Consider the following 13309-nt stretch of genomic DNA (forward strand, 5'->3'; position numbering starts at 1 on the left):
GCCTCAGACCTCCATGCAGGCGAGGGCCGGCGAGGAGCCGGACGCGCGGGCGACGGCGGCGCGCAGGGCGTCGCCGTTGATCGGGAGCCCGTCCGTGGGCGGGACCTGCACCTCGGGGTAGAGGGTCGAGCAGTGGTCGTAGAGGTCGGCGAGGGCGAGGAGATCCTGCGCTGCGCAGACCTTGAGGCGGCGCTGCGCTGCGAGCGCCATCGCGCGCTGGTCATCGCCTCCGTCGTCGAGGCCGGTGGCGGACGGCAGGGCGCCGGCCCTGAGGCGCAGCAGCGCGGCGAACATGCGCGCGCCCTTTCCGCCCGGCGGGGGCGCGAGCAGAAAGGCGTCGGCATTCGGAAAGTCGGAGGCGACCCGACCGCGGCGGACTGCCGCCTGGACGGTCACGACCGGGCGGTCCGCTGCTGCCGGGGTTGCGGGACGAGCGAGCGCGGCGAGCTGCTGCGCCTCGGCCTTGGCGACAATCGTCGCGCCGGTCGTCGGGACGGTGGCGCTCGGGCGGCGCTGGGGCCGGGCCGACGCCTTCGGTGACGCCGCGGCCTGGCGCTTGGCGGTTGCCTTCTCCCGCCTGCAGGTTGCCTCCCGCTTCTTCCGGGTGGCGGGGGCATCCTGTTGGGGAGGCGCTGGTTCGGCAGTCCGGACGGCGCTCTCATTCAGAGCTACGCCAGCGTCAGCCTTCTGCATTTCCTGCAGGGCAACACCCTGACAGAAGGCGGCGACGATCGTGGCCCAGGTCTCGGCGTAGGACTCGGGCACTCCGGGCGGGAGCGGGACGGTCATGGCCGGAACGGCCCCTGCGGGCGCCGGCCTCGGTGCCGTGCGGCGGATGTCCTTCGGGGACCAGGCGGGGCGCGGGCGGGCCATGATCAGCCCCGCGCGAACAGGCTGGTCGGCCGGCCTTCGCCGACCGCGATCAGCAGATGGCCGGCGACCGGGAGTCGAGCACGCTGACCTGCCGGCGGCGCCGCCCGCGGGTCGTCGCGGTAGGGCGTCGGGCTGCCCCGGTAGAGGTCGGCGAGGGCCTGGAGGTCCTGGGCCGCGGCCGCGAGGTAATCCCGCTCCTCCGCTGCCTCATCGGTGAGGCCGCGCTGGGCGGTGCCGTAGCGGCGCAGGAGGTAGTCCGCCTCATCCGCGAGAAGAGCGGCGAAGGCCGGCGCCTCGGGCGAGCCGGGCCGCGGGGCGCACGACAGGAGCGACGCGGTAACGACCACGCGCCGGGGAAACGCTTGGGTTGTCATCCGAGACCTCTGCGAACGCCCCGCACTCCGGTGCGGGCGGCGGTGGCCGTCAGGTGTTGGGCGCGGGCGGGTCGGCCGGCGCCGTGGTTGGGGGATCGGGCGGACCGGTCCCGGGAGGAACAACTCTGACGCCGAGCGCGCGCAGCTCCTCAAGGAGGCGCTGGATCTCAACGACGATTTCTTCGCTACGCTCGTTGGTCTCGGCGCGCCTGTAAAAGGACCCACTTCATGTTCCGCAAACTCCCGCTCGCGGCGCTGTCGCTCGCCTGCGTCGCCGCATTTTCCGTGTCGGCATTTTCCGCCCCCGCCCCTGGCGCGGTTTTCTGCGTGTCCGACGCACACAACTCATTCTGTGCCTCCGCAACGCGCGATGGTGGCATCAGCCTCACCCCTTACGACCACAAGGCAGTCGGCACCGTCGCGGTCTACCTGGTGCCCGCGCCTGTCCCTATGCCCGACCCGGACGCGCAGAAGCCTTCCAACTGACCTGCCGACGGCGACGCTGCGGCGCACAGCCTGACACCGGAGACCACCATGGCCGCGTCATCCTACGACCGGGCGCTGTCGCTCGTCCTGGCGCACGAGGGAGGGTATGTCGATCACCCCGACGATCCCGGCGGGCCGACCAACCTCGGGGTGACCCTCGGCACGCTCTCCGCCGTGCTCGGGCGGCCCGCCACCCGCGCCGACGTGAAGGCGCTGACGCCCGCCAAGGTCGCTCCGATCTACCGCGCCCGCTACTGGGACGCGGTGCGCGGCGACGACCTCCCGGCGGGCGTCGACTACGCCGTGTTCGACTTCGCGGTGAACAGCGGGCCAACCCGGGCGGCCATCGCCCTCCAGCGCCTCGTTGGCGTGGCGGATGACGGCGTGATCGGAGCGGTGACCCTGGCGGCGGTCGCGCGGACGGATCAGCGCTGGCTCATCAACGGGCTTTGCGACAGCCGGGTGGTCTTCATGAAGTCGCTGACGAAGAGCTGGCCGGTCTTCGGGAAGGGCTGGACGAAGCGGGTGGCCGGCGTCCGGACGGAAGCGCTCGCCATGGTCAAGGCACCGGTCGTCGCGACCGCAACCACCATGGCGCGGCCCGAAGGCGGTGCGCCGCCGAAGGCGGGCCTGGTGCAGACCGGCGGCCTGCTGCGGGCGCTCAAGCGCCTGTGGCGCGGCAAGGCCGCCTGATCGAACTACCGCAAAATCCGCGGCAGTTCACCACCGCCTTAAGCCGTTGATTTCGCTACGTTACGGGAATTCCCGTTTCGATCTCGTCACCACCCGAGCCGGCCGGGCCCGCCGCGCGCACGCCCCCTCTCAGAAACAGGAGAGGGGTGGAGACCTCCTCACATGGATTGGCTTCAACTCGCCGGGCAGCTCGCGCAGGTCGGGCTGCCCTCGCTCGGCACGCTCCTCGGCACCACGCTGGGCGGTCCGATCGGCGGCGGCATCGGCGCGGCCGCCGGTAAGACGGCAGCAGCCGCGATCGGCGCGGCGCTTGGCGTGCCGGCCACCCCACAGGCCATCAGCCAGGCGGTGCAGGCCGACCCGTCCGGCGCGCAGCTGAAGCTCGCCGAGATCGAGGCCGCCGCGAAACTCCAGGTGGCCGAGCTCGGCGACCTCGCCAACGCCCGCCAGATGCATCTCGGGCTGGTGCAGGCCACTCACTGGACCGCTTCCATGCCGGCGATCGTCACGCTGGCGATCCTCACCGCCTGGGCGCTGCTGACCAGCGCGCTCTACTTCATCCAGGGCGAGATCCCCGAGCGCGTCTACCAGCTCTTGAGCCAAGCCTATGGCGCAGCCAACCTCGCGCTGGGCACCGCCATCGCCTTCTGGCTCGGCTCCTCGCGCTCGAGCCAGCAGAAGGACGCGCAACTCAGCGCCATCCTGCCGAGCGTGGTGAAGCGCTGAGCCGTGACGGCCGTCGAACTCGCCGGTCTCCTTAAGGACTACGGTCCGTGGGGGCTGCTCGCGCTCGCGCTCCTGGCGGTCTCCTACCTTCAGCGACGCTCCGATGCCGTGACCGAGAAGTACCAGCGCAACCTGGAGGCTCTGGTCGAGAAGCTCGCCGTCACGGTCGAGCGGAACAATGGCACGAACGCCGCGGTTACGGCAGCGTTGGAGAGCAGGACCGGCATCTTCGAACGCCTGCATGAGGCGGTCGAGCAGGCCAAAGCCGAGACGCGCAGCCTGATCACCGACCTGAAGCAGCACGGGGTCACCAACGACCAGTGGACGCGGGAGAAGCTCGTCGCGGCGGTGGGGCGAATCGAGACGATCCTTCAGCGCATCGAAGACCTCCGGAGGGAGGTGGGCAAATGAACCCGTTCCGATGGTTCCGGCCGCAGCAGGATGAGCCCCGGATCGAGCCGTCCCAGGGTGCCCGCCTGCGGCTGGCTCGGGCTGAGCGCCAGCATCGGCGCTCGAGCTGCGATCTTATTCGGGTCGCTCTGGACGAGGTTGATCGCGCGGCCGAGTTGATGCGCCGTTATCAGGGAGCGCACGGCGGGCGGTCCAGGGATGCCCGACCATGATCCGGCCATACGCCTCTGGCGCTTCCTGATCCGCCCGATCCTGATGCTCTGAGCCCGCCCGGCCCCGCCGCGGCGGGCTTTTTGTCGTTTCCGACATCGCGCCCGGCCCCGCCGCACCTTAAGTTCTAAAATCACACTCTAGGTTTGAATGGTGGCTCCCGCATTTCCTAAATCGCTAAATCGCTAAATCCCTAAACTCCTAAACCTCTAATACCAACAACTCCTAAGGTCAGCATCGTACAACCGGCGTGATCTCACATAGGCCATTCGGCCTAAGCCGGCGGCGCGGGCGGAGTCGGGATCTCGTATGGTGGGGTCAACCGATTGAGATAAAAAGATAATTCGTTTCGCCCGGCCCGGCCGGGTCCGGTGTCGGTTTTCCAGCGTTACTTGCAGGAGCTATATCGACACCACCCTATACTGTGGTAACGTTGTGTCAGCGGCTCAACGGCAGGTGGTGTAGAGCCGGCCGAAGGCACCCGCTGTCGCATCTCCTGCTGCGTCAGCTGGTGCAGAGGTCCGGATCTGCGCCGCACCCCCTACTTGCTCTGGCCGTGCATTGCCCGTCCGGGTATCTACACCGAGGTCGCCGTATATTATGTCGATCGCCGTCTCCCGGCGCGCGTTCGCGCGTCGTTGCTTCCAGCACTTCGAATTCCGCGGGGGCGAAACGCTATGAGCGCCCCGCACGATCGTCGCGCATTCCTGCGCGGCTTGGTGGGCCTCCCGCTGATCGGCGGTGGCATCACCCTCATCGGCAACCCGACCGCCGCGGCCGAGCCGGTCACGTCCGACCTCCTCAAGGTTTATTCGACCTGGCTCTGGGGCGAGCGCGTCCGGGTCGAGCAAGAGCTCGGTCGCGAGGGTGATCGCATCCGCGGGGTGACGACGAACGCCGGCTACTGGTACCACCATGCGGTACCCGAGCACAGGAACCCGCCGCCGTCGACCCGCGCAGCCGTGGTGCTGAGTGCGGTCGGGTGCGACTGGCGCGGAGGCCGGCCATGAACCTCTTCGCCTCACTCCTGCACCTCTGGCGCCTCAAGCGCATCCAGTGGGCCATGGCGGCGCTCCGGCGCCGCGTCGCAGCTATGCGACGATGAGGGTGGCGCGGACGAGCGCTGAAGCCGAACCGGAGTCACGCCGGTCGCGCATCGGGCGAGCCCCGTCCCGGTCCGTCCGGCGCGACCACCATACGGGCCATCTCACTTTGGGCGACGCCGGCGGGCGACCGGACGCGCATTCGGTCGCCGCACCTCCTGGAGAGGAGGCAGCCGGTGCTTGGCCAAGAGGAGGCTCCAGGCCTGCACGCCCAACTCCTGGAGCGTCAGACCCAGATCGATCCGCAAATGGTGCAGGCGCTTGCGGTCCTCCTCTGTGATCGTGGTCACGACCGCCACTTCCTTCGGCGCATTCGACGTACTCATTCCCACAACCCAAGGTTTGCGCCTCCACCGATCTGTCTTAGCTAATACATTTCGGTGTGGCATCGACTGATAGAGCCGTTGCGCCGCATACATTACCTTGGGCCATGATGGCAAATGACCTTCCGGCATGTGCCAGATAGGCGCTTGCGCGGCTGGAAATATGATGAAAAGCTTCGGCGGCCTGTGGTCGATCGGGCTCCCTGCGTTTCAGGCCTTCTCATCCGGCCACGGCACGTCCCGGCCGACCCATCGGCAGCGACGCCCTCCGGCCGCTTGCGGCAGCGGGGCTCCAGCTCTCCGCCTCGCAGAAGAGCCTCCGCCTGCTCAAAGAAGGCTTGATGAAGCTGATCTGCAGCACGCGGGTACGGCTGGTGAAGCGCGCGGGCTGGCACGAGACTGCGTTCGTGCTCCCCAACCGCACCATTGGCGCCATTGGCGAGCAGGTGGTGTACGACGGCCGCGCCGAGGCCGCTCGCTACGCCAGCAGCGGCAGCCTGCAGGGCTGGATCGACCAAGTCGCGCGGCCCGCCTCCGGCAACTCGCGCTTGGTGATGGCGATCTCGGCTGCCTTTGCCGGCCCGCTCAACGATCTGCTGAAGGGAGAAGGAGGCGGTCTGCACCTGGTCGGCGGCTCCTCCCTCGGCAAGAGTACGGCGTTGGTTGCTGCGGGCAGCGTCTGGGGCGGCGGGAGCCGTGCTGGCTTCTGCCAGACTTGGCGGGCGACCGACAACGGCGTCGAGAGCGTCGCCCGGGCTCATTCCGGCACCATCCTGGTGCTCGACGAACTGGGCGAGTCCGGCGCGCGCGAGGCGGGCTCAATCGCCTACATGCTGATGAACGGGGTCGCCAAGCTGCGCGCCACGCGCGATGCGGAGGCGCGCCGCCGTGACGAGTGGCGCCTGATGCTGTTGTCAGCCGGCGAGGTCGGGCTGGGTGACAAGATCGCGGAGGGCGGTCGCGCGGCTAAGGCTGGGCAGTTGGTGCGCATCGTCGATGTCCCGGCTGACGCGCAGGCGGGCTTCGGCCTGTTCGAGAACTGTAAGGGAGAGGAACCCGCGCAATTCGCCAGGAGCATCAAGGAGGCGGCGCTGCGGGTCTATGGCACTGCAGGTCCGGCCTTCGTTGAGGCGCTCGCGAAGGACCTCGCGGCAGCCGAGCAGGAGGGTCGAGCCAAGATCCGCGCGATGACCAAGCAGGTTCTCGGCGGCGCTGAAAGTGCAGACGGTCAGCTGATCCGGGTGGCCGAGCGCTTCGCCCTGATTGCGACGGCCGGCGAGATGGCCCGGGCTGCGCTCGGGCTGCCTTGGGCCGAGGGTGAGGCAGAGAAAGCGGCGCAGACGTGCTTCGGGGCTTGGCGCGCTCTGCGCGGCGGCGATGATCCCGGCGAGATCATGGCCGCCATGCAGGCGATCCGCGCAACCATCGAGCGAGACGGTGAGGCACACTTCCGCAAACTGATTGAGGACGAGCCAGATCTACTTCTGCCGCCCGTGCGAGACCTTCTGGGCTACCGAATCAAGCGTGAGGGTGAAGTGTGCTACGCTTTCACCGCGACTGGCTGGCGGGAGACGTTGGCCGGCATCGGTGATCCTCGCATGATCGCTGCAATCCTACACCAGCGCGGGGTGCTGATCAGCGGAAAGGACCGGAGCCAGCGCTTGTTCCTGAAGGTGGACGGCCGGTCCGTCGCAACCTACGCTGTGCGATACGGGGCACTGTTCAAAGACGAGGAAAAGGGTGACGCGATTACCTCACCCTAATGTTTCCATCTCGGTCGCTTCTAGAGCATTTTCAGCTTAATCCTGATCGCGTCTCGCCAGGTGAGGCCGCAGGCGCGCCGGCAGGCTGCGACGGGTGCAGCCCAGGATACGATCTAAAGGCTGACCCGGATTTCACTGAAAATGCTCTAACGCGTGACCTGCGTGACCGCGTGACCTCGAATAAACTCAGACACTTTGGCGGCGCCTCCAGCAATAGGGCGTGTGTGACCTGCGTGACCAGAGTCGCCAAGACCCTCTGCAGTGACGCGGACGCTGGATACGGTGCGCAGACCGTGTGACAAGAAAACATGAAGGAGGCCATATACTTAGCTGCCTTGGTCACGCAGTCACGCAGTCACACACGAATAGCGAAATAAGCGCCTCGTGCGGCCCGATAACCGAGATGGTGAAGTGGGCTGTATTCACGCCCGACCCAGCGCACCGAGCGGGATGAGGCGCCTCTCGCTGCTGGAGGAGATGCGGGGGCACTCGTCCTCCCGCAGCTCGTCCTCGCTGAATTTCATCACACACACGAACAGGTCAGTCTCGTGCGCCTCGCCCGCTGCAATCAGGGCAGCGATCTGCCGATCGTGCTCCTCCTGCGTGCGGCCGATCGTGGTCACAATCTGCTGCTCTGGCCTGGAGGCCAGCTCAAGGCGGCGTAGGCGGCTTCGCAATCGGTTCACAGGAAGGCCTCCGAATCCGAACCAGTGCGCGCGGATCACCCGATTTAAGCGCGATCAGGCTTGACGCGCTTGCATCTCCTCCAGCCGAGCCAGGCGCTCGGCGACCTCGGTCAGCTCGACGGCGCGCACGTGCGCATCGACCGCCCTGCCGATGTCCGAAGCTTCAGATGGCGTGAGGTCCCCCGCGGCGACGGCCTGCAGAAGTGCGTGGGTTGCCTTCGGCAGATCCGCCTGGGTCTTGATGGCCGGCATGCTGAAGTGCACGGGTCGGTCCTTGCGCGGCGGGCAGATCCGCTCCAGGCAGAGGCGGAGCGCGACGGTGTCGCCGCCGATGGCCAGCTCGACGGCCTTGCGGGTCAGGGCCTCGGCCTCTCCGTCCAGGAGCGCCGCAACGGCCAGCGAGGTCTTGTTGCGTGATCCGCGGGGCCGGCCCGGATTGCCTGCCGTGAACGGCCTACCCCGGGGCTTTCCTGCCTGCGTACCTTCCGCGCTCTTTCGCGACATGGATGCTCCTCCCGAAGGGCTTCGGCTAGCACAAATACGGTGCTATGGTACCACATCAAGTGAGGTATCGCGGAGGATCACCGTGGGCGAATCGCAGGAAATCGACAGAGCAACGTGCAGGTATAACCGCCCGATCGCAGGCGGCTCTGCACCCAAGCACGTCGCCCGACTGGAGCGACATGCGTGACGAGCGTGGCTTTGCGGCGCCGTCTCGCTCGCGTTGAGCGAACCCAATCACGTCACGCCCCCTCCCCTCTCGTTGCGGTGTTCGATAGGGCTGAGGCCCAGGCCGTTCGCTCCGCTTGGCACGCCGCGGGCTGTCCGGGCGGCAAGGCCATCATCGTGGTGACCGGGGTGCCGCGTCCTGCGTCCTTCCGGGAGGTTGGCAGGCTCGCGTGGCGCTGAACTTAGCGGCGCTCTCCTCGACATGCTGAAGCGCATTGATCAGCCCCCAGGAGGTGGCTCTTCGCGAAGTTTGATACTGCTGGCGAAGTCGGCCCCGAAGCACCGGCCCACAGCCTGAGCGCCGGATTCCAACGCTCCCATGGCACCTTCTCGGCTGCAAAGAGGCGGCCTGGACGATGCGGATTGAGAGCGCATCGGACTTCGTCAGCAGTATCAAACTACGCGATGAGCCACTCCGGTGGGGCTGATCACCTTCCGCGAGATATCAATGACGAGATTATGGTATCATATTACCACAATCTCGGCTTGAGCTCGATAGTCAGGGGTTTGCGGTTCTCAGTCGCAGATCGACTGAGCCCGGATTGATCCATGCTCGTCGCCCAAATGGCTGCGGCTCACATAGCGACGATGATCTTCATCTGCCGCCTCGCGCAGGCAGAGACCGTCCTGCAGCAGGACAGCGCCGAGCAAGCCTTCAAGCTGGCGCGGACCTTCACGGCGCAGGTTGAGGCCGTGAAGCGATACCGCAGCGATGGGCGGCAGATAGTTCGGGTCGAGCGCGTCACCGTCGAGGCCAGTGGGCAGGCAATCGTGGGCGCTGTGAGCCCGCGGCTGGGAGGGGGTGGGGCTTGCAATGGAGAGTGAGGGCAACCCCATGCGCAGTAACCTCGCCATGCACCTGTCGCCCCTCTACGGAGCCAAGACGCGGGCCGGCGCCCCCTGCCGCGGCCCCGGGATGCGGAACGGTCGGTGTCGGTTGCACGGAGGCGCTTCGCCTGAGGCGCCAAGGGGCAAGGAAATGGCATGTACCGCCACGGCGCTACTCGGCAGAGGCAATTAACGAGCAGAGAGAACTCAGAGGGTTGCTTCGAATGATGCGCCCTGCCGCCGAAAACATTTGCAAATTCGACTGCTTCAGGTCTTCAATCATACACGCTGGTCGATTTCGGAAGCACAAGTCATGCGTGCGGTGGTGTGGGTTATGGTCGAGGCGGCGGCGGCTCTGACGAGCGGGCGGTTTATGCGAATATTCTTCATATTGATGTTTCTAAATCTTGCCTTATTTCCAAATAACCTATCCGCTCAGACAGGTGCTGAGAATGGTTTTGCGCACGCAAAGAGATTCTTTGATATAGAATATCCTGTAGACAGTAGAATAATCATACAAGTTATGCTGGTTGCGTCCGGCTATCAAGGAAGCATCCCGACTCCATCGCTTACGAAAGAGAGTTATCATGCTATAAAGAAATTTTCGGACGAGCAGAAGTATAAATTTGATAGACTCATACCCAATGCTGATATGTTAAGCTTAATAAGAAAGTCGGAATCTCTCCTCAACAAGTGGAAGTTCGAGAGGGTATCTCACCCTTGGGGTAGAAGACCTCTGTGGATTCCCATGGGCATAACATCCAACCAAGAAATTACCAGTGATGGGCTGATTTTTAGCGACAGCAATAAGAGAACGATAATTGCATACAACTACTTCAATGGAAAAAGATTGAAGCACTTCGCCCGACGCCTGCTATCTGCCATCAAGCGCAATAACGAAGAGATTATTTACACAGCTACAACCGAGAGTAAGATTTCCATATTTTCATTAGATGCTGACGGGAAATACAAATACGTCAGATACTATCAGGACAAATACGGCATAATAGGATTTACCTTTGTATGGAACAAGTCAGATACTGAAATATATGGCCAGAGGATTGCGACATTGATGTCCGCGTCTCTCGTCTCATCAGTTTACAATCAGCCGACTCTAGATCCAAAACTATACCGTACTATCCTTACGAGGATAACGAATTCCAATGAAAAACCTGATCCATGATAGTAGGATCTGGAGCAATTTTCGACTAAGCGAATACCGGTTCGTCGCAGAAAAATGCGAAAAGCCAAGAACCAAAAGCGGGATCCGATTCGGTAGGAGCGGATCCTGCTCTATACGCTGCGCGCAGCCCAAATCATCATTGAGAGCTGTAGGCGGCATTCCAACCGGGTTTGGCCGCATGTCTCACTGGGCTGTCGGCCACCCGCCCCGGAGGTGTTCATGCCCGTCTTGACCGCTTGGCCGGTTGCGCTCGCCCGACCGGCTCCGCCGACTAAGCTATCCGTGGTGGACAGGCCAACCTTCTAATATTCAAACCGGGCCACCCGGTGGGCTCTTCGCCAACTTTCGTGGAAATGGTGGGCAGAAGGTCGAAGCCCAGATCCCGCCGGTCGCGCCGCAAAGGCCTGCCCTCCGCAGACGCAGAGCCGGTCCTCGTAGACGCAGAGAGGGTCCCACCGGGCGTGTGCAGAAGCTCTATGTCTTGAATGGCTTAAGCCGCTCCACGAAAGTTGGCGAAGAGCCACCCGGTGGGGGGCTGATCACGAGGCCCATGGCGCGCCCGCTATCGCGGCGCAGGTGGGCGACGATGACGAGCTGGTCGGAACGGCAGATGCGTGGTCAACGGCGCAGCCAAGCAGGGACGAGGGCAGGATCATGCCCACCGCGAATCAGTCCGCGACGACTTCGGCGCCGTGACCCGTCCACGCAAAGTGTTGGTGAGTCACCAACTCGAGAGAGCATCACTGCTCTGACATTGAAATGCGATCACGTGGTAAAATCATCGCAATGCCTATTCCTAGGCGGGAAGATAGAGGTGATACGATGACGAAAAAGCCGCACAAGCCACCCTGGAAGTTGGGTCTGACGCTTGGAAGACGTTCGTCGCTGATGCTATCGCTAAGCCGCCTAAACGGCGCACGGAAGCAGAAAAGGAGGCTATCGCGGTTGCGATGGCTGAGCTCGAAAGCCAGAGCGCTCGCAAGCACTGATCCGACGGGCTCATAAATTCCTACTTGATCTCAACCCCACGCTCGCCGGCCTCAATCGCGAATATATCCCAGGTCGCTGACCATAATGCCGCTCGTGGGCGCATCATCGAGGACGCAATCTATCTCCCGCCGCGCGCTTCGCCTGCTCAGGGTTGAGGCGCCGGCTGCATGACAGCAGACAGCGGCTGCGGGCAGAGGCAAGACACGATCCGTTGTTCCTGCGACCGCGCTCAAGCCTCTTGACAGCTAGACCCGCTCCATTGGGGTTAAGTTCGGGGACGTAGACCGGATAGGGCACGAGCTTGATCGTGTCCGGCACGACCAGCGTCTTCGCGCCATGCCAGATCGTCTGAACCAGCACGAGGACGGCGTGCTGCTCGGCCGGAAGTGTGCGGGCGACCTCGGCTAAGACCGTATCAGGATCATCTACTAACTCGAGGGGGCCTTTGCTCGTCCTAGGCCTCCAAAATGTCAGGGTCGAGCGCCTTTAGAGCGGGCTGGACCTTTTCCCACGGCGGTTCCGGCTGTCCCTCTTTGAACATGCCAGTTGCCAAGAGCGTCGCCTCGAACTCCACTTGACCTTCTCGCAAGTTATCATCCGGAGACAAATAGCGGGACTTGAAGTAGATAGGCGTCGACTGCGGCTCACGTCGATCCATGCTCACCTTCTGGCGGCCGAGGTCGACCCGCACGCGCTCAATGATGAACGGGACCGGCTTCTCGATATCGTCGCATACAACCATCGTGACGCGCGGCCCCTCCAGGTCGATGTCGACGAAGTCCGCAGCGTCCACGCCGCCTTGCAGCACTTCGGCACAGCCGACCATTACGCGCAGGCGAGCGGGAAGACAGGGCAGAGCCGACGACCGGAAGCGGAAGGACTTCTCCGCTCGGATGCCACCGAGCCTCATGGCGGCGGCGGCCTCGGCGTCTGCCCGCACGCCCGAGCGGTCACCCGCCGCGAAGAGCAGTCTTCGCCCCTCCTCCAGGCCCGCAGCGTGCGTGCGGAAGAAGGCGCGTATGTCCGCTTGGATAGACTGGGGTAGCGTCTTGTACTTGGGTGCGCCCGGAACCTGAGTCAGTGCTAAATGGACCAGAAGGTCCTGACGACGAGACTGAGACGACTGTGCGAATTCCGCGTCGCCGGCCAGGTCTTCACCAAGAAGTTCCAAGGCGCGTTGGGTGCCGACCCGCTGGGTCGAGAGAGAGGCAAGTTCTTCGCCGGGTATCTCTTCCGCCTCGGGGAGTCTCCCGAGTCGCAGAGCCAGCGCGCGCAGTCTGTGCAGCAGCGGTGCGATCCGCTCCCGCAGCGGGCTGCGTTCGACGATCGCGCGCTCTTTACGCATTCGCGGCGCCCCAACGGGCCGTTCGCGCAACGGCGGTCGCGGCAGGGCCCCGGACACCAGGCTCCCCGATCGGCGGCGCAACAGGACCTCCTGTTCGAGGTCCTTGTCCCGGAACGCGACGACGATTCCGGGAGCTAGGGAGAGCGGAGCCTCGCCGGTCGCGCCCTGGACAACAGCGCGAAGCTCCTGCTGATCGAAGTACTTCTGGAACGTGCCGCGCGAGGTCACGAAGCCGTCGCGGTAAGGGCGGTGACCGGCAGTGGATGCCTTACCCAGCGACATCACTGCCACGCACAGGGCCCGCTGCGCGAAACCCCACGCCGCCTTCAGGGTTTCGACCCGTTCGCGCAGGTCCTCGATCACATTGATGACGAAGCCGAGGTTCACGACGTCTGCCGGCTTACGCGGGCCCGATGGCGCATGGTGAGGGTCCCAACCGAATGCGTCAAACCCCTGCGAAGTCAGCGCCTCGACGTCTGCGCCCTGCCCACAGCCGTAGTCGAACACACTGCGATCGGCGGCAATGATGCCGTAGCGCATGAGAAGCTGCATCGGCTGCGACAGGTCGCGTCGGAAGATCGCGGTC

The 13309-nt window shown here is 64.7% G+C and carries 15 protein-coding genes and 1 pseudogene; 10 read left to right on the plus strand and 6 right to left on the minus strand.

Translation table 11 applies throughout. The annotated features are described in order from the left end of the window. Window positions 1-3 precede the first annotated feature (3 nt). Window positions 4-789 (minus strand): hypothetical protein, encoded by a 786-nt coding sequence (locus tag MNOD_RS02970; RefSeq protein WP_015927359.1) that lies wholly within the window; start codon window positions 787-789, stop codon window positions 4-6. A gap of 86 nt (window positions 790-875) precedes the next feature. Continuing rightward, on the minus strand, window positions 876-1247 hold the full coding sequence (locus MNOD_RS02975) for a hypothetical protein (RefSeq protein ID WP_015927360.1): 372 nt from the start codon (window positions 1245-1247) through the stop codon (window positions 876-878). Between the two features lie 228 nt (window positions 1248-1475). Here MNOD_RS02975 and MNOD_RS02980 point away from each other — a divergent pair, with 228 nt between their 5' ends. From MNOD_RS02980 to MNOD_RS03000, 5 genes are all read left to right on the plus strand, one after another. Then, a complete protein-coding gene (locus tag MNOD_RS02980) occupies window positions 1476-1733 on the plus strand; it encodes a hypothetical protein (RefSeq protein ID WP_015927361.1) in 258 nt (85 codons plus the stop codon). 48 nt (window positions 1734-1781) lie between these two features. After that, window positions 1782-2426, plus strand: a complete 645-nt coding sequence (locus MNOD_RS02985) for a glycoside hydrolase family 108 protein (RefSeq protein ID WP_015927362.1) — start codon at window positions 1782-1784, stop codon at window positions 2424-2426. 162 nt (window positions 2427-2588) lie between these two features. Then, window positions 2589-3152 carry a hypothetical protein gene (locus MNOD_RS02990; protein ID WP_015927363.1) on the plus strand — a complete coding sequence of 188 codons (564 nt, stop codon included), beginning with the start codon at window positions 2589-2591 and terminating at the stop codon, window positions 3150-3152. Window positions 3153-3155: 3 nt separating this feature from the next. Beyond that, on the plus strand, window positions 3156-3563 hold the full coding sequence (locus MNOD_RS02995) for a hypothetical protein (RefSeq protein ID WP_015927364.1): 408 nt from the start codon (window positions 3156-3158) through the stop codon (window positions 3561-3563). 887 nt (window positions 3564-4450) lie between these two features. Beyond that, window positions 4451-4783: a hypothetical protein gene (locus tag MNOD_RS03000; RefSeq protein WP_015927366.1), complete on the plus strand. Its 333-nt coding sequence runs from the start codon at window positions 4451-4453 to the stop codon at window positions 4781-4783. Between the two features lie 197 nt (window positions 4784-4980). Here the strand turns inward: MNOD_RS03000 and MNOD_RS03005 are convergent, their stop codons facing one another. After that, on the minus strand, window positions 4981-5166 hold the full coding sequence (locus MNOD_RS03005) for a hypothetical protein (RefSeq protein ID WP_157091368.1): 186 nt from the start codon (window positions 5164-5166) through the stop codon (window positions 4981-4983). Between the two features lie 284 nt (window positions 5167-5450). Between MNOD_RS03005 and MNOD_RS03010 the strand changes: the two genes are divergently transcribed. Further along, window positions 5451-6962, plus strand: a complete 1512-nt coding sequence (locus MNOD_RS03010) for a DUF927 domain-containing protein (RefSeq protein WP_244424761.1) — start codon at window positions 5451-5453, stop codon at window positions 6960-6962. A gap of 422 nt (window positions 6963-7384) precedes the next feature. Here MNOD_RS03010 and MNOD_RS03015 read toward each other — a convergent pair whose 3' ends face one another. Further along, on the minus strand, window positions 7385-7585 hold the full coding sequence (locus MNOD_RS03015; protein WP_157091369.1) for a hypothetical protein: 201 nt from the start codon (window positions 7583-7585) through the stop codon (window positions 7385-7387). A gap of 117 nt (window positions 7586-7702) precedes the next feature. Continuing rightward, on the minus strand, window positions 7703-8152 hold the full coding sequence (locus tag MNOD_RS03020) for a DUF5681 domain-containing protein (protein ID WP_015927370.1): 450 nt from the start codon (window positions 8150-8152) through the stop codon (window positions 7703-7705). Window positions 8153-8926: 774 nt separating this feature from the next. Here MNOD_RS03020 and MNOD_RS03025 point away from each other — a divergent pair. The 4 genes and pseudogenes from MNOD_RS03025 to MNOD_RS48725 all read left to right on the plus strand — a co-directional run. Next, window positions 8927-9202 carry a hypothetical protein gene (locus tag MNOD_RS03025; RefSeq protein WP_015927371.1) on the plus strand — a complete coding sequence of 92 codons (276 nt, stop codon included), beginning with the start codon at window positions 8927-8929 and terminating at the stop codon, window positions 9200-9202. Between the two features lie 28 nt (window positions 9203-9230). Further along, a complete protein-coding gene (locus MNOD_RS50475) occupies window positions 9231-9398 on the plus strand; it encodes an HGGxSTG domain-containing protein (protein ID WP_425277501.1) in 168 nt (55 codons plus the stop codon). A gap of 120 nt (window positions 9399-9518) precedes the next feature. Further along, entirely contained in the window at window positions 9519-10388 is an 870-nt protein-coding gene (locus tag MNOD_RS46010) for a hypothetical protein (RefSeq protein WP_015927372.1), read from the plus strand. Window positions 10389-10493: 105 nt separating this feature from the next. Beyond that, window positions 10494-10694 (plus strand): annotated as a pseudogene (locus tag MNOD_RS48725) (integrase core domain-containing protein); the annotation flags it as partial. 1138 nt (window positions 10695-11832) lie between these two features. Here the strand turns inward: MNOD_RS48725 and MNOD_RS41215 are convergent. Further along, window positions 11833-13263, minus strand: coding sequence for a DNA phosphorothioation-associated putative methyltransferase (locus MNOD_RS41215; protein ID WP_244424652.1), 1431 nt, complete (start codon window positions 13261-13263; stop codon window positions 11833-11835). Window positions 13264-13309 lie beyond the last annotated feature (46 nt).

Source organism: Methylobacterium nodulans ORS 2060, assembly GCF_000022085.1.
Taxonomy (GTDB): domain Bacteria; phylum Pseudomonadota; class Alphaproteobacteria; order Rhizobiales; family Beijerinckiaceae; genus Methylobacterium; species Methylobacterium nodulans.

Coding starts and splice junctions, on each gene's coding strand:
- MNOD_RS03000 (WP_015927366.1), top strand. CDS start 4,451: ATGAGCGCCCCGCACGATCGTCGCGCATTCCTGCGCGGCTTGGTGGGC.
- MNOD_RS46010 (WP_015927372.1), top strand. CDS start 9,519: ATGCGTGCGGTGGTGTGGGTTATGGTCGAGGCGGCGGCGGCTCTGACG.
- MNOD_RS02970 (WP_015927359.1), bottom strand. CDS start 789: ATGACCGTCCCGCTCCCGCCCGGAGTGCCCGAGTCCTACGCCGAGACC.
- MNOD_RS03025 (WP_015927371.1), top strand. CDS start 8,927: ATGCTCGTCGCCCAAATGGCTGCGGCTCACATAGCGACGATGATCTTC.
- MNOD_RS02975 (WP_015927360.1), bottom strand. CDS start 1,247: ATGACAACCCAAGCGTTTCCCCGGCGCGTGGTCGTTACCGCGTCGCTC.
- MNOD_RS41215 (WP_244424652.1), bottom strand. CDS start 13,263: ATGCGCTACGGCATCATTGCCGCCGATCGCAGTGTGTTCGACTACGGC.
- MNOD_RS02980 (WP_015927361.1), top strand. CDS start 1,476: ATGTTCCGCAAACTCCCGCTCGCGGCGCTGTCGCTCGCCTGCGTCGCC.
- MNOD_RS03020 (WP_015927370.1), bottom strand. CDS start 8,152: ATGTCGCGAAAGAGCGCGGAAGGTACGCAGGCAGGAAAGCCCCGGGGT.
- MNOD_RS02990 (WP_015927363.1), top strand. CDS start 2,589: ATGGATTGGCTTCAACTCGCCGGGCAGCTCGCGCAGGTCGGGCTGCCC.
- MNOD_RS50475 (WP_425277501.1), top strand. CDS start 9,231: ATGCACCTGTCGCCCCTCTACGGAGCCAAGACGCGGGCCGGCGCCCCC.
- MNOD_RS02985 (WP_015927362.1), top strand. CDS start 1,782: ATGGCCGCGTCATCCTACGACCGGGCGCTGTCGCTCGTCCTGGCGCAC.